Source organism: Nonomuraea marmarensis, assembly GCF_043197025.1.
Classification (GTDB): Bacteria; Actinomycetota; Actinomycetes; order Streptosporangiales; family Streptosporangiaceae; genus Nonomuraea; species Nonomuraea marmarensis.
On record NZ_JBICRM010000006.1, the window covers coordinates 311662 to 331140 of the forward strand.

General features: G+C 67.4%; 20 protein-coding genes. 12 read left to right on the plus strand and 8 right to left on the minus strand.

Annotation, left to right across the window (positions count from 1 at the left end):
- Positions 1-175: 175 nt before the first annotated feature.
- Positions 176-2101, minus strand: coding sequence for a DEAD/DEAH box helicase (locus tag ACFLIM_RS12685; protein ID WP_393164713.1), 1926 nt, complete (start codon positions 2099-2101; stop codon positions 176-178).
- 351 nt (positions 2102-2452) lie between these two features.
- Here ACFLIM_RS12685 and ACFLIM_RS12690 point away from each other — a divergent pair, with 351 nt between their 5' ends.
- Complete coding sequence (locus ACFLIM_RS12690) at positions 2453-3097, plus strand: ferritin-like fold-containing protein (protein ID WP_393164715.1); 645 nt, start codon at positions 2453-2455, stop codon at positions 3095-3097.
- Positions 3098-3463: 366 nt separating this feature from the next.
- Here ACFLIM_RS12690 and ACFLIM_RS12695 read toward each other — a convergent pair whose 3' ends face one another.
- The 5 genes from ACFLIM_RS12695 to ligD (ACFLIM_RS12715) form a co-directional block, all read right to left on the minus strand.
- Entirely contained in the window at positions 3464-3697 is a 234-nt protein-coding gene (locus ACFLIM_RS12695) for a DUF3107 domain-containing protein (RefSeq protein ID WP_393164717.1), read from the minus strand.
- 87 nt (positions 3698-3784) lie between these two features.
- Entirely contained in the window at positions 3785-4405 is a 621-nt protein-coding gene (locus tag ACFLIM_RS12700) for a TetR/AcrR family transcriptional regulator (RefSeq protein ID WP_393164718.1), read from the minus strand.
- Between the two features lie 121 nt (positions 4406-4526).
- Positions 4527-4733 (minus strand): hypothetical protein, encoded by a 207-nt coding sequence (locus tag ACFLIM_RS12705; RefSeq protein WP_393164720.1) that lies wholly within the window; start codon positions 4731-4733, stop codon positions 4527-4529.
- A 43-nt stretch (positions 4734-4776) separates the two neighbouring features.
- Positions 4777-5649 (minus strand): non-homologous end-joining DNA ligase, encoded by an 873-nt coding sequence (gene ligD, locus ACFLIM_RS12710; RefSeq protein WP_393164722.1) that lies wholly within the window; start codon positions 5647-5649, stop codon positions 4777-4779.
- A 19-nt stretch (positions 5650-5668) separates the two neighbouring features.
- Positions 5669-6550, minus strand: a complete 882-nt coding sequence (ligD, locus tag ACFLIM_RS12715) for a non-homologous end-joining DNA ligase (protein ID WP_393164724.1) — start codon at positions 6548-6550, stop codon at positions 5669-5671.
- A gap of 81 nt (positions 6551-6631) precedes the next feature.
- On the opposite strand from ligD (ACFLIM_RS12715), the gene ku reads away from it, so the two are divergent.
- The 3 genes from ku (at position 6632) to ACFLIM_RS12730 (ending at position 9649) form a co-directional block, all read left to right on the plus strand.
- On the plus strand, positions 6632-7498 hold the full coding sequence (gene ku, locus ACFLIM_RS12720; protein ID WP_393164726.1) for a non-homologous end joining protein Ku: 867 nt from the start codon (positions 6632-6634) through the stop codon (positions 7496-7498).
- Between the two features lie 849 nt (positions 7499-8347).
- The gene (locus ACFLIM_RS12725; RefSeq protein WP_393164728.1) at positions 8348-8776 is read left to right on the plus strand and encodes a hypothetical protein; all 429 of its coding nucleotides are present in this window, start codon (positions 8348-8350) and stop codon (positions 8774-8776) included.
- Between the two features lie 504 nt (positions 8777-9280).
- Positions 9281-9649, plus strand: a complete 369-nt coding sequence (locus ACFLIM_RS12730; RefSeq protein ID WP_393164730.1) for a hypothetical protein — start codon at positions 9281-9283, stop codon at positions 9647-9649.
- A gap of 1038 nt (positions 9650-10687) precedes the next feature.
- On the opposite strand, the gene ACFLIM_RS12735 is transcribed toward ACFLIM_RS12730, so the two are convergent.
- Together ACFLIM_RS12735 and ACFLIM_RS12740 are read right to left on the minus strand one after the other, a co-directional pair.
- Entirely contained in the window at positions 10688-11038 is a 351-nt protein-coding gene (locus ACFLIM_RS12735; protein WP_393164732.1) for a hypothetical protein, read from the minus strand.
- Positions 11039-11544: 506 nt separating this feature from the next.
- Positions 11545-12015, minus strand: coding sequence for a hypothetical protein (locus ACFLIM_RS12740; protein WP_393164734.1), 471 nt, complete (start codon positions 12013-12015; stop codon positions 11545-11547).
- A 94-nt stretch (positions 12016-12109) separates the two neighbouring features.
- On the opposite strand from ACFLIM_RS12740, the gene ACFLIM_RS12745 reads away from it, so the two are divergent.
- The 8 genes from ACFLIM_RS12745 to ACFLIM_RS12780 all read left to right on the plus strand — a co-directional run bounded on the left by ACFLIM_RS12745 (position 12110) and on the right by ACFLIM_RS12780 (position 19434).
- On the plus strand, positions 12110-12322 hold the full coding sequence (locus ACFLIM_RS12745) for a hypothetical protein (RefSeq protein ID WP_393164736.1): 213 nt from the start codon (positions 12110-12112) through the stop codon (positions 12320-12322).
- Positions 12323-12419: 97 nt separating this feature from the next.
- Positions 12420-12560, plus strand: coding sequence for a hypothetical protein (locus tag ACFLIM_RS12750; protein WP_393164738.1), 141 nt, complete (start codon positions 12420-12422; stop codon positions 12558-12560).
- Positions 12561-13064: 504 nt separating this feature from the next.
- A complete protein-coding gene (locus tag ACFLIM_RS12755) occupies positions 13065-13973 on the plus strand; it encodes an alpha/beta fold hydrolase (protein WP_393164740.1) in 909 nt (302 codons plus the stop codon).
- 44 nt (positions 13974-14017) lie between these two features.
- Positions 14018-15199: an adenylyltransferase/sulfurtransferase MoeZ gene (gene moeZ / locus ACFLIM_RS12760; RefSeq protein ID WP_393164742.1), complete on the plus strand. Its 1182-nt coding sequence runs from the start codon at positions 14018-14020 to the stop codon at positions 15197-15199.
- Positions 15200-15246: 47 nt separating this feature from the next.
- The gene (locus ACFLIM_RS12765; protein WP_393164744.1) at positions 15247-15963 is read left to right on the plus strand and encodes a hypothetical protein; all 717 of its coding nucleotides are present in this window, start codon (positions 15247-15249) and stop codon (positions 15961-15963) included.
- A complete protein-coding gene (locus ACFLIM_RS12770) occupies positions 15957-17174 on the plus strand; it encodes a S8 family serine peptidase (RefSeq protein WP_393164746.1) in 1218 nt (405 codons plus the stop codon). The genes ACFLIM_RS12765 and ACFLIM_RS12770 overlap by 7 nt, the downstream gene beginning before the upstream one ends.
- A 212-nt stretch (positions 17175-17386) precedes the next feature.
- Positions 17387-18289 carry a hypothetical protein gene (locus ACFLIM_RS12775; RefSeq protein ID WP_393164748.1) on the plus strand — a complete coding sequence of 301 codons (903 nt, stop codon included), beginning with the start codon at positions 17387-17389 and terminating at the stop codon, positions 18287-18289.
- Positions 18283-19434 carry a S8 family peptidase gene (locus ACFLIM_RS12780; RefSeq protein WP_393164750.1) on the plus strand — a complete coding sequence of 384 codons (1152 nt, stop codon included), beginning with the start codon at positions 18283-18285 and terminating at the stop codon, positions 19432-19434. Before ACFLIM_RS12775 ends, ACFLIM_RS12780 begins: the two co-directional genes overlap by 7 nt.
- Positions 19435-19479 lie beyond the last annotated feature (45 nt).

Consider the following 19479-nt stretch of genomic DNA (forward strand, 5'->3'; position numbering starts at 1 on the left):
ACCCAGAGGTCAGCGCCTCGACACCGGCATGGCCATTACGCTGGTGCGAGTTCTGAGGAGTTGTGAGCAATGAGTGACCTCGAGATCCGGCCGGGTCATGCGCCTGACTCGGCCACCTGGCTGACCTGCCAATAAGGCGCGCACCCTGCTCGGATGCGCGCCTCATTGCCGTGCCTCAGCCCGCGCGGCGGCGGTTGCCGCCCCCACCGCGGGGCTGGCGGCGCTGCTGCTTGCGCTCGGTGGCGGCGGACGGCGCGATGTCGTCGTCATCCGTGGCCAGGTCGGGCGACTGGAAGATCACCGAGAACGGACTCGCGGGGATGATCCGCTCCGGCTCCTTGCGCACCGGTGGCGGCGGCGTCGCGAGGAAACTCGGCTCAGGCTCCGCCACGGGCACAGCCGCGACGGCCGGGCGCTCCGGCTCCGCGACAGGCGCGGACTTCACGGCAGCCCTGGACTCCGCGACAGGCGCGGACTCCACGACGGGCGCGGGCTCCACGACGGTCACGGACTCGGCGACGGCAGCGGGCTTGGCGGCGACCCGGCGCGAGCGCGTGGTCTTCACCGGCCCGTCGGCCTCCGCGACCGCGCCCGGAGCATCCGTGGCGGCCTTGCGGGAGCGGGTGCTCTTGACCGGTGCCTCAGGGGCGTCGGAGAGCGCCTGCTCGATGGCCGAGGAAGCGGCGCCCCTGCGAGTGCGGGTGCGCCTGTCTCCTTCCGTGGCCTGGATCTCGTCCGTTGAGAAGATCGCGGGAGTCTCCTCCACCTTGGTGTCCACGAGCTCGACCTCCGGCGTCTCGACGGGTGCGGTCTCCGCCAGTTCTCTGCCGCCACGGGTGCGGCGGCGCTGGCGCGGCGTACGGGCAGGGCGCTCTTGGCGCTCGTCTCGGCGTCCTTCGCGCTCGTCACGGCGTCGGCCGCCACGCCCGCGGATCCTGCCGGTCTCTCCGAGGTCCTCGATGCGCTCCGCCGACAGCCCCGCCCGCGAGCGGTTGGCTTGGGGCAGGACGCCCTTGGTGCCCTCGGGGATGTTCAGCTCGGTGTAGACGTGCGGCGAGGTGGAGTAGGTCTCCTCCGGCTCGGCGAAGTCGAGCCCGAGCATCTGGTTGATCATCTTCCAGCGGGTCAGCTCCTCCCACTCCACGAACGTGACCGCGATGCCCGTGCGCCCGGCCCGGCCGGTGCGGCCGATGCGGTGCACGTAGGTCTTGTCGTCGGTGGGGCAGTCGTAGTTGACCACGTGGGTGACGTCGTCGATGTCGATGCCGCGGGCCGCCACATCGGTGGCCACCAGCACGTCGATCTTGCCGTTGCGGAACGCGCGCAGCGCCTGCTCGCGCTGGCCCTGGCCGAGGTCGCCGTGCACGGCCGCGACCGCGAAGCCGCGGGTCTCGAGCTGCTCGGCGACCATGTCGCAGGCCCGCTTGGTCTCGCAGAAGACCATGGTGAGCCCGCGGCCGTCGGCCTGCAGCATCCGCCCGACGATCTCGATCTTGTCCATGCGGTGCACGCGCCAGACGAGCTGGCGCGTCAGTGGCGGGATCTCGCCCTCGCCGCTCTCGTGCTCGGCGCGTACGTGCGTCGGGCGGTTGAGGTATTTGCGGGACAACGCGACGATCTCGCCCGGCATGGTGGCCGAGAACAACATCGTCTGCCGCTCCGCGGGGATCAGCTTGAAGATTCGTTCGATGTCGGGCAGGAAGCCCAGGTCGAGCATCCGGTCGGCCTCGTCGAGCACGAGGGTGGTGACCTGGCTCAGGTCGAGGTGCTTCTGCTTGACCAGGTCGAGCAGGCGGCCGGGGGTGCCGACGATGACGTCGACCCCGGCCTTGAGCGCCTCGATCTGCGGCTCGTACGCCCGGCCGCCGTAGACGGTCAGAACTCGGGATCCGAGCTTGCCCGCGGCGGTCACGAGGTCCTCGCTGACCTGTACGGCCAGCTCGCGGGTCGGTACGACGACCAGCCCGCGGGGCTTCTTGCGGTTTTTGCGCGGCTTGCCGATGCTCTGCAGCATGGCGATGCCGAACGCGTAGGTCTTGCCCGTGCCCGTGCGTGCCTGACCGATGAGGTCCTGGCCGCTCAGGGCGAGCGGGAGGGCCATTTCCTGGATGGGAAACGGTGTGACGATACCCTCGGTCTCGAGGGCATCGGCGATCTCTGGTGTGACTCCGAGGTCTCGGAAAGTCGTCAGCGTGGCCTGCCTCAGTCTCAAATGAAGGCGGGCCTGCCGGGACCGACGGGCCGAAAACAGCCCCCGTACGTGGGTCCTCGCGGTAGAGCCAGCCCTCTCGCGTCATCAGCGACCGCGCACCCGGGGATTCGGGGGGTAATCGGGGGAATACCCCGAATTAACACAGTGCGGTCGCACTTTCACAGAGCAGTGTACTCGATACCACAACGCTGGCCGAGCTTGCGTATGTTCCCGAAGATTCCGCGAAGTACGCTGCCTTTCATGAAGGAGTCTCCAGGAGTCGTCGATCTGCTCGGTGTGCTGGCCTACGCGGAGCTCAGCGCCTATGCGCGGATGACCGAGGATGCCACGACACTGGCGCCCTCGCTGGCCGACCGGGCGGCGCTGAGCGAGCTGGCCGTGACCGAGTACGCCCACTTCCGCCTGCTGCGCGACCGGCTGACCGAGTTCGGGGCCGATCCTGACGAGGCGATGTCGCCGTTCGTCGCGGCGCTCGACGCCTGGCACGCCCAGACCAGGCCGGCCGACTGGCTGCAGGCGCTGGTCAAGACGTACGTCGGGGACGGCATCGCGCTCGACTTCTACCGCGAGGCGGCCAGGCACCTCGATCCATCGATCGCCGACCTGGTGGACGAGGTGCTGGTGGACGAGGGGCGTTCGCAGTTCGCGGTCGAGCACGTGAGGGCGGGGATCGCGGCCGATCCGGTGGCCGGCGGGCGGCTGGCGCTGTGGGCGCGGCGGCTAGTCGGCGAGGCGCTCAGCCAGGGCCAGCAGGTGGCCTCGGCCCGGCCGGAGTTGGCGCTCCTGCTGGTGGAGTCCGCGGGTGAGGGCGCCACCGACATTTCCCGACTTTTCGCGAGATTGACGGAGGCGCACGGCAAGCGCATGGCCGCCATGGGCATCTGACGCGGGCTGAAAGAGGTGGGTCTGCTCATCGAGCGGCGCGAGGGCACGAAACGGCTGTACCGTGCCAACATGAGGGCCTCGCGCCGCTACGGCAGTTCCTTGACAAGATGTGGGCCGAATCGCTGGACTTCGCGCGCCGTGCTGCGAAGGCAGAGCGTGGGCTGTCCGACCACCGAGCTGAAGCGGGATGACGTCCCCCGGCACCGACGACCTCCGGGCTGCCAGATCGGAAAGCCGCAGTCCCGAGACTGATCCCGCGATGGTAGGCAGCGACCGCGCACGTTCGTAAGCTCGACCCGGCCCGCTGCGCGTGGACGTGCTCGCGTAGGGGTACGGCGCACGAGCCCGTACCCCCGCTTCGAGCCCTTAGAGCGTGCCGCCGAAGCCGACCGGCCTGGACTCGTCCTCGCCGATCTCGACGAACCCGAGCGAGGCCAGCGGCACCACGACCCGCCTGCCCTTCACGTCGGTGATGGCGAACACCCCGCCACGATCGGCCGACAACGCGTTTCTGATCTCCTCTTCGACCTGCTCAGCGGAGAGGTCGGTCTCAACAACGAGTTCGCGGTGTACGGAGCGTACGCCGATCTTGATTTCCATCGTGGCTCCTTAGTCGACGGGCTGGCCCACTCCCATCGTGGCCGCTCTTACCCGTGAAAGGGCGATTGATCGCGCCGAGCGAACGGGTTATGCCGTACGCGGAAAACCGCTGATGCCGCGCCAGGCGAGTCGTGCCATGAGTTGCTCGGCCGCGTCCTTCGGGATCGAGCCGTGTGCGGTGACCCAGTAGCGGGCGCTAACCTCCGCCATGCCGACCAGGCCGACGCCGAGCAGGTGCGCCTCGTCGCTGGTGCACCCGGTGTCCTCCTGGATGACCGCGCTGACCATCTCCGCGCACTCGCGCAGTGAGCGCTCCACCAGCTGCCGCACCGGCGCGACGTTACGCAGGTCGGACTCGAAGACCAGCCGGAAGGCCTCGCCCTGCGTGGAGACGAAGTCGAAGAACGCGCTGAACGTGGCCTGCACGCGCAGTTTGTTCTCGTGGGTGGAGTCGAGCGCCTCCCGGCAGCGGTTGACCATGTCGTCGACGTGCAGGTCGAGCAGCGCCAGGTAGAGCTCGAGCTTGCCGGGGAAGTGCTGGTAGAGCACCGGCTTGCTGACCCCGGCCCGGTCGGCGATCTCGTCCATGGCGGCCGCGTGATAGCCGTTTTCCACGAACACTTCCTGCGCGGCGGTCAGCAGCTGCCGGCGGCGGGCGAGTCGGGGCAGCCGGGTGCCCCGGGGCTTGGCATCCGGGGTTGCGGTCACGCGGGTCTCCATAGGTCTCTCAGCGGGCTGTCCGGACATCCTACGTGCGGGTAGGCGACCCCCTCAGCGACACTCATCACGATTGAGCCGCCTCCGCACAGGTCATCGCCATCGAAGCGCCTCAGCGATAGTCCTCGTCGTCCATCTCCACCACGCGGTCCTGCTCGGCCGCGTCTCCGGGGTCGACGTCGAGCGGCAGCTCGCGGCGCGGCTCGCCAGAGTTCAGGAGCATCTCGCGATGCTGCTCGGCGGCGTCGGCCTCGGGAGTCTCGATCGACAGCTCCTCCTCTTCCTCGTCGTAGGAGTTGTCGTCTCCGCGTATGTCCATCTCCGACATCTTCGGTCCCCCTCTTGGTGTGGACGCAACCAGCCTACGCCCGGCCGAAAAGGTCGCCGTGTTTCTCCACTCTGGCGAGTACGTCCGGCGCCTCGAACACCAGGTCCTCAGGGTGTTCGCAACCTTCGACCTCCTTCCACAGCAGCGGCGTCGAGACCGTGGGCCGCTCTCTGGCCCGCAGCGAGTACGGCGCCACGGTGGTCTTGGCCGGGTTGTTCTGGCTCCAGTCGATGAACACCTTGCCCGGCCTGGCCTTCCTCGTCATCACGCTGACGACCTGTCCGGGGTGCTCCTTCTCCAGGCGCTGGGCCAGCCTCTTGGCGTACGCGGAGGGCTCCTCGCGGCAGTCCCAGTCCGCGTACAGCTGCATGCCCTTGTTCCCGCTGGTCTTCGGCCTGGCCGTGAGCCCCTCCTCCCGCAGCACCTCGCGCAGCATGAGCGCCACCTGGCAACACTCCACGATCGTCGCGGGCTGCCCGGGGTCGAGGTCGAACACGAGCGTGTCGGGCGGCAGCGCCGCGCCGTCACCGTCGACGCGCCACTGGGGGACGTGCAGTTCGAGCGCGGCGAGGTTGGCGTAGTAGACGAGCGTGGGCAGGTCGTCGATGACGGCGAAGTCGATGCTCTGGCGGTCCTTGGTGCTGCCGGGGACGGGCAGGTTGACGCGCCTGACCCAGCCGGGGGTGTGCTCCGGGGCGTTCTTCTCGAAGAAGAACTGGGCGTCGACGCCGTTCGGGTAGCGCTTGACGGTCAGGGGCCTGCCTCGGAGGTGCGGCAGCAGTACGGGCGCGATGCGGCTGTAGTAGTCGATGACCTCGGCCTTGGTGAAGCCGTAGTCCGGATAGAGCACCTTGTCCAGGTTGCTCAGCGTCAGCTCGCGCCCTTCGACCTTGACCGGCACCTTCATGGCGTCACCTCCTCGACCTTCACAGTCTCACCTCCGAGGGGAGCTTGTCGGGTCGCAGCCCGCGCCAGACGGGGTGCCGCAGCCGCTGCTCGTCGGTCCACATCGTGTAGGCCACCTCTCCGACCAGATCTGGCCTGACCCATCGATTCCGCCACGGAACCTCGTTGCGGAACGGGCTGCGCGCGATCTCCAGCGGTCGCAGCCGCTGGAAGAGGCCGTCGAGCACGGCGTCGGTGAAGCCGGTGCCGACATGTCCGACGTACGTCAGCCCCTCGTCCGTGAACACCCCCATGACCAGCGACCCGATCCCGCCCGCCCGGCGGCCCTTGCCCGGTTTCCAGCCGCCGATCACGACCTCCCTGGTGCTCAGGTTCTTCACCTTGATCCACCAGGGTGAACGCGTGCCGGCCCGGTAGGGGGAGTCGAGCCGCTTGGCGACCACGCCTTCGAGGCCCTGCTCGTACGTGGCGGTGAGCAGGTCGGAGTCGCCGGGGAAGTAGGGGGGCGCGCCGACGTCGAGCTCGTCGAGCAGCGCCCGGCGATCGCGGTAGGGGAGGTCGAACAGCGGGGTGCCGTCGAGATAGAGCAGGTCGAACGGCATGTACGTGATCGGGTACAGCCGCGTCATCACCGGCTCGGGATCGGTGAGGTGCATGCGGTGCTGCAACCGCTCGAAACTGGGCCTGCCGTGCGGATCGAGGGCCACGACCTCGCCATCGATGATCGCGTTCTTAATCCCGAAACCGGAAATTTCTGGATAACGACGTGTGTACTCCGCCCCATGCCGCCCCGTCACCCGCAGCCCGCCGTCAAGATGGACGATGGCGCGGATGCCGTCCCACTTGACCTCGAGACCGTACTGATCGCGTTCGGAGGGTAGTTCCCCAGGTACGGCGAGCATTGGTTCGATTGGGTATGGCATTGGTTGCCCCATGACGGGTATGTGCCCACTGGTGAGCCGTTTGAGAGCTGAGGAGTGACCATGCGCAGCATCTGGAAGGGTGCGATCTCCTTTGGGCTGGTCACGATCCCGGTCAAGCTCTACTCGGCAACCGAGCAGAAGGACGTGACGTTCCACCAGGTGCATCGCGAGGACGGCGGACGCATCCGCTACAAGCGTGTGTGCACGCAGGACGGGGAAGAGGTCCCGTACTCGGAGATCGCCAAGGGGTATGAGCTGGCGACCGGGGAGATGGTGGTGCTCACCGATGAGGACTTCGAGGACCTGCCGCTGAGCACGTCACGCAGGATCGACGTCCTCCAGTTCGCTCCGGCCGAACAGATCGACCCTATTTACTTCGCCAAGTCGTACTATCTCGAGCCGGATGCCCAGGGGGCGAAGCCGTACGTGCTGCTGCGCAACGCGCTGGAGAGTTCGGGCCAGGTGGCGGTGGTCAAGGTGGCGCTGCGGCAGCGGGAGTCCCTGGCCACGCTGAGGGTACGCAACGGCGTCTTCGTCCTGGAGACGATGCTCTGGCCGGACGAGATCCGCACGCCGGACTTCGGCTTCCTGGAGGAGGACATCGACGTACGGGCCCAGGAGCTCTCGATGGCCGAATCCCTGATCTCCACGATGGAGTCGGACTTCGACCCGAGCGAGTACCACGACACCTACCGTGAGGCCCTGCAGCAGGTGATCGAGGCGAAGGTGGCGGGCAAGGAGGTCATCGCGCCGCGCGAGGAGGAGGAAGCGGGTCCGGCGGTGGACCTCATGGCCGCGCTGCGAGCCAGCGTCGACGCGGCGAAACGCGAACGGGAAGGCCAGCCCGCCAAGGCGAAGAAGGCCGCGGACAAGTCCAAGGAAGAAGAAAAGGCGCCGCCAAAACGCAAAACTCGCAAATCCGCCTAGTTCGGGCACCCAAGGCATGGTTCTCCCCGAGGGGGCGCTATGCAGATCAGCTCCGGAGAGCCCCCTTGCCCTGCTGGACCCCCAGAACCTCCGGTCGTGATGTACACCAAGAGGTGCGCGAAGGCGCCCCCAGGCACCTCCGGCGCGAACGTAGCGGACGGAGTTCGTCTCAACGTACTGGCCGTCCTGCGCGTCCCCATCCCTGACAAGAGGCGAATCCTCAGGCAGCTGTCCCTGTAGCGGTTCGACCAGCTCGCCGACGTCTTCCCCGACCACTTGGTCGGCGACACGGACGTCCCCGCCGACTGGGTCGGCCGCGCCGTATGGTGCCGGCGCCTGGAGATGCTGCCGGCCGCAGCACTCGCTCGACAAGCAGTTCGTCCGCGACTGATCGTCCAGCTTGGACCGGGACCGCACCCGCGGGGTCCGCCGATCCTCTGCCCGCGGGTCGGCTCGTCCGCTGGCCGCGGACGCGGCCGCGGACTGGGCTGAGGCGTCCGCTCCCGCGAGGCCCGCAGCTTCGCCTGCGGCTGGGCTGAGACCACTGCTCCCGTAGGGCCCCGCGGCTCATTCTGGCGCTCTACCAGCCGGGCCACCAGCCGCCACTGACTGCCTGGCGATCAACAAAGTGGACATATCCGGATAATCCATATCATTTCATTGGATAAATGTTTAATGCAAGCAATAAGATCGTTAATGCATAGCAAAATAGGGTGATTGTTGTTTGTCTGCCAGCTGCCTCGGAAATGACATTCAACGGATGACTCCTCAGTAGCCGTCCAAGACTTGTTTCAGGGTAATCCGGAAACATCGAGAACGGGGCAATCGATCCTTTAGGGGGAAAACGCAATGCCCGAGCTCAAGAGTGTTATCGCAGGCCTCGCCATCAGCACGGCACTGACCGGCGGCGTGGTCGGCCTGGGCGCGACGACGACCGCGGCCAGCGCTGCCACCCAGGTCAGCACCGGCACGCCCGTCCTCACCGGGGGCGGCTGCCATGGCTTTCGCTGGTGCGGCGGCCGCCGTCACAACAACAGAACGCACGTTCGGCTGAACATCCATAACCGCAACTTCAACCAGAACGACCACTTCAACAACGAGAGGCGCCACGACAGGCGCTGGGACAGGGACGACGAGAGGTTCGAATTCAAGCCCGAAGAGAGGCGGCTCGAGGTCATTAAGCCGCAGAAGGAGGAGGAGAAGGAGCAGGAGAAGGAGAAGGAGAAGTACGTCGGAGGACTGACCGACCCGGCCGTTGATGCGGCCGAAACGCCGTGAGGCTGATGACATGACCGTGCGCTGATGGCGTAGGGATGGGTGCCCGTATTCGAGCGGGCGGTCGTTGTTCACAGTGAGTGAATTCGACTGGTGAATGTTGGGTTCTCGGGAGTGGTCCGCGTTTTGTGCACGGTTCGGCTCTGAGGTTCATTTCTCCGCGTCTCCACGGTGGTTCCAGGTGAGGGCTCCGCTGGCATTGGCCAGGGAGCCCTCGCTGTTCCGTGCGTGGGGTGCGGTGTTTTTGTGTGCGGGGTGCTTTTTTGTTATCTGTCGTGTGCCGTCGAGTCCGCGGGGGCTGGGCGGCTGACGGCTGTGTGCGGTAAATGCTATGAGGATGGCTGCTATCGGGCAAAATCGGACAATTCCGGTTTGTGGGTTATTCGTCGGGATATATGCAGGATACGGATGATTCGCTAACGGTCATCCGAGGCGTTGCCCGGTAATCCTGGTGATTGTCGGGGAGCGTCGAGAACGGGGCGATCGATCCTTTAGGGGGAAAACGCAATGCCCGAGCTCAAGAGTGTTATCGCAGGCCTCGCCATCAGCACGGCACTGACCGGCGGCGTGGTCGGCCTGGGCGCGGCGACGACCGCGGCCAGCGCTGCCACCCAGGTCAGCACCGGCACATCCGTCCTCACCGGGCACGGCTGCGGTTCGCGCCGCTGCTGGGGCGGGCGCGGGCGCCACCACAAGCGGCTCCATGTCCGGGTCAATGTCTTCAACAACAACATCAATCGCAACGACAATGTCAACCGTCACGACGAGCGTCGCTTCGACCGGTTCAATCGCTTCAACCGGTTCGACCACGACCGCCACGACCGCCGCGACCACGACAACTTCGATTTCGATGAGGGTGATGGAGACTGGGAGTAGAGCTCACGCCACGGCCTGAGCGCGTGGCGCATTTCCGAGCGCCACTCAGGAGTCCGCCAACGCAATGAACTCCGAGTACACGAATGAGTGCCCGTATTCGCCTGGATCGACATACTCCACGCGGAGGACGTCCATCCAGCGAATACGGGCACTCACACTTTTCTGCGCCGACCGTGGCAGCACGCAAGCGTGCTCGCCACATACGAATTTTCCTGGCAGCACGGCCATCAATCGCCAACCTCGATCGACCTTCCAGGATCTTGAGAGCCGGGCCTATGTTTCTCTGGCGGCCCGGCGGCCTGGGCCTTTCATCTGGTCGGGACGGTTGCGAGCGGTGGTTATGGCGGTGCCGCGGCGGTGCCGAGGGCACGGATGGCAGTCCAGGCTCGGATCAGGTCGGCGGCGAGCATGACGGCCAGGCACCAGGCTCGGTTGGCCGCCATGGCGTGGCAGGTCGGTGGCGGTGGCCTGAAATCGTTGTCCGCGTTTCTCGGCCGGCCCTCGGCCAGAAGCCCACGCTGTAGCGCCAGTCAATGCCAGGGCGGCGGTCGGCCTCGGCTTTGATCCAGGCCGGGAGATCCTCGGTCGCCTCGGCGCCGTCGCAGCGGAAGGTCATCTTCCGGCGGTGGCCTGATCTTCGCCCGTCTCCACACCAAGGTCCACGACCGGGTGCCCATCATGAAGATCGTGAGTCTTGCCGACGGGCTGGAGGAATCGCACTTTCGAGATCGGGTGTTCCTGTCTGGTCGGGCCGGCCACGATCCGGGGCCGCCGTGCTGATCGCTCCCCGGAGGCGGCAGGCGCTCGTGTGCGAGCGATGCTCCGCCGCTTCGGTCTCGGCTGGAGTCATGCCATGGCCGGGTGTGGCTTGTGCAGCAAGGTGTGAGTGCCCGTATTCGCCGGATGGACGTCCTCCGCGAGGAGTATGTCGGTCCAGGCGAATACGGGCACTCACTGGTGTATCCGGAGTTCATCGCGTTGGCGGACTCCTGAGTGGCGCTCGGAAATGCACCACGCGCTCAGGCCGTGGCGTGAGCTCTACTCCGAGTCTTCATCATCGAAATCGAAGTCGTCGTGGTCGTGGTCGTGGCGGTCGTGGTCGAACCGGTTGAAGTGGTTGAAGCGGTCGAAGCGACGCTCGTGGCGGCGGTTGATGTTGTCGTTGCGGTTGACGTTGTTGTTGAAGACGTTGACCCGGACACGGTTGTGGTGCCGCCCGCCGCCCCCGCAGCGGCGCCAGCCGCAGCCGTGCCCGGTGAGGACGGATGTGCCGGTGCTGACCTGGGCGGCAGCGCTGGCCGCGGTCGTCGCCGCGCCCAGGCCGACCACGCCGCCGGTCAGTGCCGTGCTGATGGCGAGGCCTGCGATAACACTCTTGAGCTCGGGCATTGCGTTTCCCCCTAAAGGATCGATCGCCCCGTTCTCGACGCTCCCCGACAACCACCAGGATTACCGGGCAACGCCTCGGATGACCGTTAGCGAATCATCCGTATCCTGCATATATCCCGACGAATAACCCACAAACCAGAATTGTCCGATTTTGCCCGATAGCAGCCATCCTCATAGCATTTACCGCACACAACCGCCAGCCGCCCAGCCCCCGCGGACTCGACGGCACACGACAGACGGCAAACCGCACCCGACAAACAGCACCTCGCAAACAACAAACAGCACCCGACGCACGGAACAGCGAGGGCTCCCTGGCCAATGCCAGCGGAGCCCTCACCTGGAACCACCGTGGAGACGCGGAGAAATGAACCTCAGAGCCGAACCGTGCACAAAACGCGGACCACTCCCGAGAACCCGACATTCACCGGTCGAATTCACTCACAGTGAACAACGACCATCCAACCGAATACGGACACTCATCCCTACGCCATCAGCGCACGATCATGTCATTGGTCATGATGCGGCTTCACGACGCGCTTGTCGTCGCGCCGCTCGTGGTCCTTGAACTTGAACTTGTCGTGCTCGCGCCTGTCGTCGCGCCTGAAGTCGCGCCTGTCATCGAAGGTGTCGTTGAAGTTGTCGTTCGTGACGTTGACGCAGAAGTCCTTGTTGTTGCCGCGGCCCCATCCACCGCCCCGGTGGCAACGGTGGCCGCCGAAGCCGCCTCCACCGAAGCCACCGAAGCCGAATCCGTCGCGGCGGTTGCGGCGGCCGGAGTCACCGAAGTCGACAACGTCGCCGAAGCCATCGTCGCCGAAGCTGTCGTCGCCGAAGCCGTCGTCGTTGAGGATGGTCTTGCCGGTGTAGACCGGGCTGGCGGCCTCGGCGGCGGTCGTCGTGGCGCCCAGGCCGACCACGCCGCCGGTCAGTGCCGTGCTGATGGCGAGGCCTGCGATAACACTCTTGAGCTCGGGCATTGCGTTTTTCCCCCTAAAGGATCGGTTGCCCCGTTCTCGATGTTTCCGGATTACCCCGAAACAAAGTCTTGGACGGCTACTGAGGAGCTATCCGTTGAATGTCATTTCCGGGGCAGACGGCGGGCAAACGGGAATCACCCTATTTTGCTATACATTAGCCGTCCTATTGCTCGCATTAAACATCTATCCAATGAAATGGCATGATATGTCCGATTGTGCCGAGATTGATGGAGTGGCCGCAGGTGGCTTTGATCGTCTCGTCGGCAGGGCTTCTTCCTCGGCCATGCCGGATAAGCGCGAGCCTTGATGTCCTCGCCTGCGGTGTCACTCCAAGACGCGAAGGTCGGCGAACATATGTATCGCCGCGACGCCGGTTGCCTCGTTCGCCGCCGGCGGTGGTGCTCGTGCTCGCCATCATTGTGACGGCCGGTATGTTGACGCTCATCGATCTCGTCGGCGAGCTGCGTTATTGGGTGCGGCGGCGCCATCATTGCCTCGGAGGCGGCATTGTGCTTCCCTCCGGAGATGTCTTCCGCATTGCCTGAGCCCCGGAAGCGCCCGAGTTTCTGGCTTATCCCATCGCTAACGGTGAGTTTCTGCGTGGTCACGCTGGGTACCGCTGGTTGTCATGCTTACCGACCTTGACTCCCATAAACGGCAAACCGCAGCTTTTGCCGCACTCTTAGGCCGTCATGAGATCCATTAGGCATTTATGCATCGAAATAGACCGATATGCCCGAATTGGTAGTGAGGGTCCGGACCGCCGACGGTTGCTACGTCCATGACGCGGCCACGACGCTCGAATGCGACGCGGCCATGACACCCGAGCCTTCGTGGTCGCCATGCTCCGCGGCACCGGGCTGGGTGCTGGATGGCGATCCGCGGTGGTCGGCCGGGGCTTCGTGGTGGGGCGCTTGCCGATGATCCGTCGCCGGGACATATGCGCCCTGATGTCCCGAAAAATCAGAGTAAGAACCGGTCTGTACGGAATACGGACCCCACCCAGGCGCGATGGTTATCGTTGAAAGGAACGACAAGGAGGAAGCAGCATGGCGGTGGAGCCGACCCCGCACTGGCCGGGACGCATGATCGGCTCGGTGCACGTCCGATCGACCCAGCCAGGCCCCAAGCGACACCAGGAGCAGGCGGTCTTCGTACACGGCCTGGCCGGCTCGGCGACCAACTGGACCGACCTCATGGACGAGCTCAAGGACACGGTCACCGGTCACGCCCTCGACCTCCCGGGCGCGGGTTTCTCGCCCGCCCCGGCCGACGGCGACTACACCGTCGAGGGCCACGCCAGGGCCGTGACAGAGCTGATGGAGCACACGGGCCCGGCGCACCTGTTCGGCAACTCCCTCGGCGGCGCGATCGCCGTCCGGGTCGCCGCCACCCGCCCGGACCTGGTCCGTTCGCTCACCCTCATCTCCCCGGCCCTCCCCGACCTGCGCCCCAGGTTCGGCCCCGTGCGCGTGGCCGCCGCCGCGCTGCCCATGCTGGGCGAATGGGTGGCGAGCAGGCTCCGCCTGCTCCCGGCCGAGCAGCGCATCAACGCCTCCTTCGCGATGGTCTGGGCCAACTCGAACGCCGTCCACCCGGTACGCATGCGCGACGCCATAGAGGAACTCCGCAGGAGAGACCGCCTCCCCCACGCCGGCGAGGCGATGATCGGCTCGGCCCGGGGCATCGTCGCCGAATACTTCCGCCTCGGCGAGGGCAACCTCTGGCGCCAGGCGGCCAAGGTCCAGGCGCCGACCCTGATCGTGCACGGCAGGCACGACCGGCTCGTCCGCCCGGCCATGGCCGCGAAGGCAGGACGTACGTTCCGGCAGGTCAGACTCGTGTTGCTGCCGACGGCGGGACACGTGGCGATGATGGAGATGCCGCAGGTCGTGGCGACGGAAGCACGCCGTCTGATCAGTGAGACTCGGTTGGGGAATGCCCCACTCGCCAACTAGGTTTCAACGTGGAGATAAGACCCCCTGGAACGGGAGCGTAGAAAGTGTCGTTGCCACCGCTGGTCGAGCCGGCCGCAGAGCTGACCGTCGACGAAGTGCGCCGCTACTCGCGCCACCTGATCATTCCCGACGTGGGCATGGCGGGGCAGAAGCGGCTGAAGAACGCCAAGGTGCTGTGTGTGGGCGCCGGGGGCCTGGGCTCGCCCGCGCTGATGTACCTCGCGGCGGCGGGCGTCGGCACCCTCGGCATCATCGACTTCGACGTGGTCGATGAGTCCAACCTGCAGCGCCAGATCATCCACGGCCAGTCCGACGTGGGCAGGCTCAAGGCCGAGAGCGCCGCGGCGTCAGTCCGCGAGATCAACCCGCTGGTCGAGGTCGTGATCCACAACACGGCCCTGACCACGGAAAACGTCATGGAGATCTTCTCCGGCTACGACCTCATCGTCGACGGCACCGACAATTTCGCCACGCGTTACATGGTGAACGACGCCGCGGTGCTGCTCGGCAAGCCGTACGTCTGGGGCTCGATCTACCGCTTCGACGGCCAGGCGAGCGTGTTCTGGGCCGAGCACGGGCCCTGCTACCGCTGCCTCTACCCGGAGCCCCCGCCTCCCGGCATGGTGCCGTCGTGCGCTGAGGGCGGCGTGCTCGGCGTGCTGTGCGCGTCGATCGGCTCCATCCAGGTCAACGAGGCCATCAAGCTGCTGACGGGCATCGGCGACCCGCTGGTCGGGCGGCTGATGATCTATGACGCCCTGGAGATGAAATACCGCGACGTCAAGGTCCGCAAGGACCCCGAGTGCGTGTTGTGCGGCAAGAACCCGACGGTCACCAAGCTGCTCGAGGACTACGAGGCGTTCTGCGGCGCGATCTCCGACGAGGCCGCGCAGGCCGCCAGCGGCTCCACGATCACCGCGCAGGAGCTCAAGGCCATGCAGGACAACGGCGACAAGATCTTCCTCGTCGACGTCCGCGAGCCCAACGAGTACGAGATCGTCTCCATCCCCGGCGCCACGCTGATCCCGAAGGGTGAGTTCCTCAACGGCTCGGCCCTGGAGAAGCTGCCGCAGGACAAGCGCATCGTGCTCCACTGCAAGTCGGGTGCGCGTTCGGCCGAGGCCCTGGCGGTCGTCAAGAGCGCCGGCTTCTCCGACGCCGTGCACGTCGGCGGCGGCGTGCTGAGCTGGGTCAAGACCGTGGACCCGAGCTTGCCCAGCTACTAAGGGTTTTCTGGGGATGTTCCCAGGACGCCCCCATTAAGGTCGATGGCGTGAACTCCGCCCGTCCTTGGCCGACGCTCGTGGTGGCCTCCGCGCTGACCCTGGTCTGCGCGGTGGCCGCCGGGGTGGCGGGCAGCGCGGCGGGCACGGAGCTCACCCGCGGCCCGAGCACCGCGGAGTTGCACGCGGCGGCCAAGCGCGAGGTCGCCGAGCGGTGGCGCACCTGGCCCTCGGGACGTATCTTCCCCGCCACACTGCCGTACTCCGCCGAGCAGGGCGGCCAGGAACGTGCCAGCCGGATCGGCATCTCACCGCGGACCGCCTGCGACTCCGTGGACGCCAAGGCGGCCAAGGCCCTGCGCAAGGCGGGTTGCAAGGGCGTGTTGCGGGCCACGTACATCGACGCGCTGCGCGGTGTGCTCGTCACGATCGGCGTCGTGGCGCTCGCCGATGAGTCGGATGCCGTACGCGCCAAGTCCGCCTTCTCCGACAGCGGCAAACCCGTGCCTGGGCTGCGTCCGCTGGCCTTCAGCGGCACGGTGTCCGACCGGTTCACCGCTTCCGTGCGCCAGTCCGGATCGGTCCGGCAGGCGGGGCCGTACCTGGTGCTGACCACGGCCGGTCAGGTGGACGGCCGGCCCGCGGACGCGGCGGGCGAGCCGCGGCCGGCCATCTTCGCCTTCGCCACCGAGATGTCCGAGCGGGTGCTGAGCGATCTGAGCACGCCCAGGATGCCCGACTGCACGGCCGGGGAGTGGCAGTGCTGAGGCGGGGTGGGGCGATCGCGCTGTTCACGGGGCTGATGTTCGCGACGCTCACTACGCCGCCCGCGCTGGCCGACGACGTACGCGGCGGGCAGCAGCCGGTGATCAGGACGCTGGAGCTGACCCGGGCGTGGCAGACCAGCAAGGGCACGGGCGTGACGGTGGCCGTGCTCGACTCCGGCGTCGATCCCCGCCATCGCGACCTGGCCGGGTCGGTGCGGGTGGGCCGGGATTTCACCGAGGGCGCGAACCCGCCGGGGGTCGCCCCGAACCGGCTGCACGGCACGTACATGGCCTCGTTGATCGCCGGGCACGGCCACGGCAGCGGGGGAAAACTGGGGATCATCGGCGTCGCGCCCGAAGCGGACGTACTGTCAGTGAGGGTCATCCTCGAGGACGAGGAGCCGGGTTTCAGGGAGTTCAACTCGGCGGAGCGCTTCGAGAACGTGGTGGCCCGAGGCATTCGCTACGCGGTGGACGAGGGGGCGGACGTGATCAACATGTCGATCTCCAAGGAGCTGGCGACCAGGGAGGAGCGGGCGGCCATCCGCTACGCCATCTCCAAGGGCGTCGTGCTGGTGGCCGCCGCGGGCAACGACGGCGACCGGAAGATCGACGGTGACTTCGCGCCCTACTCCTATCCGGCGGCGTTCCCCGGAGTGGTCTCGGTGGGGGCGACGGACCGGCGGCTGCGGCGGGCCACGTTCTCCAACTGGAACTCCTCCGTGCTGGTGGCCGCGCCCGGCGTCGACATCATGGGGGCGGGTCCCGGCGACGAATACTGGGTCGGCAGGGGCACCTCGCAGGCGACCGCGCTGGTGTCCGGAGTGGCCGCCCTCATTAAGGCAAAATTTCCGGACATGTCGCCGCCGCTCGTCGCGCGAGCCCTGGCCGAAAGCGCCACCGACCGGCCCCCGGGCGGCTACGACACCGGCACCGGCTTCGGCATCGTGAACGCCGCCAAGGCCCTGGCCGAGGCCGGCAAGCTGGCCGGGCACACCGAGACCGCCACGGGCGCCCAGGCCCAGGACCCCACCGCGCCGCTGGCCGGCGGGCGCGCCGGTCCCGTCAAGGTCATCGTCAGGGACGAGAAGCTCGTCACGGTCTACGCCGCCATCGCCGCAGCCGCGGCCGTCGGCGCGCTCGCGTCCCTGGCCGTCATATTCATCCTGGTCAGACGCGTACGTCGGGCACACAGCTCGCAAGACGCATGATCTCCCCATCAAGGGGGACGAAATAGACACAATGCGAGTGCGGCATCCGGCGACCGAGCCCGCCTCACGGAGTGAGGCCATTGACACGCGAGGGAGCGCCGTCGCCTGGAGGAGCGGCGGGAGCGGAGCGACCAGAGCGGAGGAAGGCGGCGGCATCCGGGCGACCGAGCCCGCCTCACGGAGTGAGGCCATGAACATGGAACGAGGCGGTGGTGAGGGCACGTAGGTCGACCTCAGGGCTCCCGCGCGCCGGCGGAGAAGCCACGCCGGGACGGAGAAACCCGCTCGGCGCCACCACCGGCCGCCGGTCACGCGTGCGCGCCTGGCCCGCGGCCGACTCCCGCAGGCGCACGGCCGCCAAGGAACGCGCCGAGTCGGACACCCTCCAGCAGGGCGTGCGCTACCGCCGCATATTCGTGGCGCTGCTCGGCGTCATCGTGGCCGTGTCGGCCATCGTCGTGCTGCTCGGCACGGTCGGCCTGCTCGCCGAGAACCGCTCCCGGCCGCTGACCCCCGCCGAGCAGAACCAGTACAAGCAGGAGGAGATCGCCCGGCGCTGGCAGGCGTGGCCGGCGACGGGAGTCTTCCCCGAAGAGGTGAAATACCTCGGGCTCGACCGGGCACAGCAGTACGCGCGGCGCGTCGGCATCGCACCCGAGACCGAATGCGGCAAGGGCGTGGACGCCTCCGTGGCCGGGGTGCTGGAGAGCCATGGTTGCGTGACCATGTTGCGGGCCACGTACATCGACCAGACGGCGTCGTTCGTCATCACGGTCGGCGTCGCCGTGCTGAAGGACGAGGAGTCCAGGGTCTCGGCGACCGAGGAGCTCACCCAGGACGACCGCGTGGGCGTGCTGCCCGTGGCCTTCCCCGGCACGGTGACCGAACGTTTCGGCGTCGACCAGCGACAGCGCACCGGCTGGGTGGGCGCGGGGCCGTACATCGTCTTCTCGACGGCGGGTTACGCCGACGGGCGGACCAGGGCCGCGATCCCGCCCGAGGAGATCCTGCACAGCGAGTTGTGGCCGGCCGCCAAGTCGATCGGCAACCAGATCGCCTACTTCCTGGCGGACCCCCCCAAGGTGCCGCCCTGCACCCAGGGGAACGTGTGCTGACCGCTGTACGCACGCTCGCGGCCGCGCTGCTCGTGTTCGCGGGCCCCGCCGCCGATCCGGTACGCGACCAGCAACAATGGGTCCTCGACGCGCTCAACGTCGAGCAGGCGTGGACCCTCACCAAGGGCGCGGGCGTCACCGTCGCCGTCGTGGACAGCGCGGTGGATCGCGAGGTCAAGGAGCTGCAGGGCCGGGTGAGCGCGGGCCCCGACATGACCTCGGGCGTGGCGAACCAGGAGGTGCCGCCCGGCCGGCACGGCACCGCCATGGCCGGCCTCATCGCCGGCTCCGGGGAGGGCGACGGGCTGATCGGCATCGCCCCGCAGGCCCGCATCCTGTCGTTGCCCCTGGTCGTCGACGACGAGCCGGTGAACGGCGTACCGCCGCTCGAAGACCAGCAGTCCGCCGCGGAGACCCCGCTCGCGCGTGCCCTGCGGTACGCGGCCAACCACGGAGCCCAGGTCGTCAGCATGTCGATCGGCTCCTACGGCCCGCTCAGGTCGGAGCGCGAGGCCGTCTCCTACGCGCTCGGCAAGGGCGTCGTGCTGGTCGCCGCCGTGGGCAACGACGGCCAGACCAACTACGCCAAGGAGAACGGCACCTCCTACTGGAGCTTCCCGGCCGGCTACTCGGGGGTCATCGGCGTGGCGGCCACCGACAAGCAGGGCAAGCGGGCCGTGTTCAGCAGCGACAACCTGTCCGTACTGGTCTCCGCGCCCGGCGTGGGCGTGCCCGTGGTCAAGCGCAAGAGCGGCTACGAGTTGTCGGAGGGCACCAGCTCGGCCGCCGCGCTCGTGTCGGGCGTGGTCGCGCTCATCAAGTCGCGCTATCCCAGCCTGCCGCCGGAGCAGGTGGCCCAGGCGCTGGCCGCGAGCGCCAGGGGCCGGCCCGCCGCCGGATACGACGACCAGACCGGGTACGGGGTGGTCGACGCCGCCGCCGCACTGAACGCCGCCGAACGGCTCACCAGCGTGCAACGCAGCGTCGTACCCGGGAAAGAGCACTTCGGCCAGGGTGAGGACTCGCCCGTGCCGACGCGTCCCGGGCCCGATCCGTTGCGGTTGTGGTTGTACGGGGGCGGCGTGCTGCTGGCGCTCGTCACCTTCTGCGGCGCGATCATCGTGCTCAATCAGCGCAAGGAGTAGACGGCCCAATCAGCGCAATGGGTAAAGATCCGCTATGGTCCCGCG

Bases quoted from the DNA above. Each gene is read 5' to 3' on its own strand.
- ACFLIM_RS12685 (WP_393164713.1), bottom strand. From the start codon at position 2,101: ATGGCCCTCCCGCTCGCCCTGAGCGGCCAGGACCTCATCGGTCAGGCA.
- ACFLIM_RS12690 (WP_393164715.1), top strand. From the start codon at position 2,453: ATGAAGGAGTCTCCAGGAGTCGTCGATCTGCTCGGTGTGCTGGCCTAC.
- ACFLIM_RS12695 (WP_393164717.1), bottom strand. From the start codon at position 3,697: ATGGAAATCAAGATCGGCGTACGCTCCGTACACCGCGAACTCGTTGTT.
- ACFLIM_RS12705 (WP_393164720.1), bottom strand. From the start codon at position 4,733: ATGGACATACGCGGAGACGACAACTCCTACGACGAGGAAGAGGAGGAG.
- ligD (WP_393164722.1), bottom strand. From the start codon at position 5,649: ATGAAGGTGCCGGTCAAGGTCGAAGGGCGCGAGCTGACGCTGAGCAAC.
- ligD (WP_393164724.1), bottom strand. From the start codon at position 6,550: ATGCTCGCCGTACCTGGGGAACTACCCTCCGAACGCGATCAGTACGGT.
- ku (WP_393164726.1), top strand. From the start codon at position 6,632: ATGCGCAGCATCTGGAAGGGTGCGATCTCCTTTGGGCTGGTCACGATC.
- ACFLIM_RS12725 (WP_393164728.1), top strand. From the start codon at position 8,348: ATGCCCGAGCTCAAGAGTGTTATCGCAGGCCTCGCCATCAGCACGGCA.
- ACFLIM_RS12730 (WP_393164730.1), top strand. From the start codon at position 9,281: ATGCCCGAGCTCAAGAGTGTTATCGCAGGCCTCGCCATCAGCACGGCA.
- ACFLIM_RS12735 (WP_393164732.1), bottom strand. From the start codon at position 11,038: ATGCCCGAGCTCAAGAGTGTTATCGCAGGCCTCGCCATCAGCACGGCA.
- ACFLIM_RS12740 (WP_393164734.1), bottom strand. From the start codon at position 12,015: ATGCCCGAGCTCAAGAGTGTTATCGCAGGCCTCGCCATCAGCACGGCA.
- ACFLIM_RS12755 (WP_393164740.1), top strand. From the start codon at position 13,065: ATGGCGGTGGAGCCGACCCCGCACTGGCCGGGACGCATGATCGGCTCG.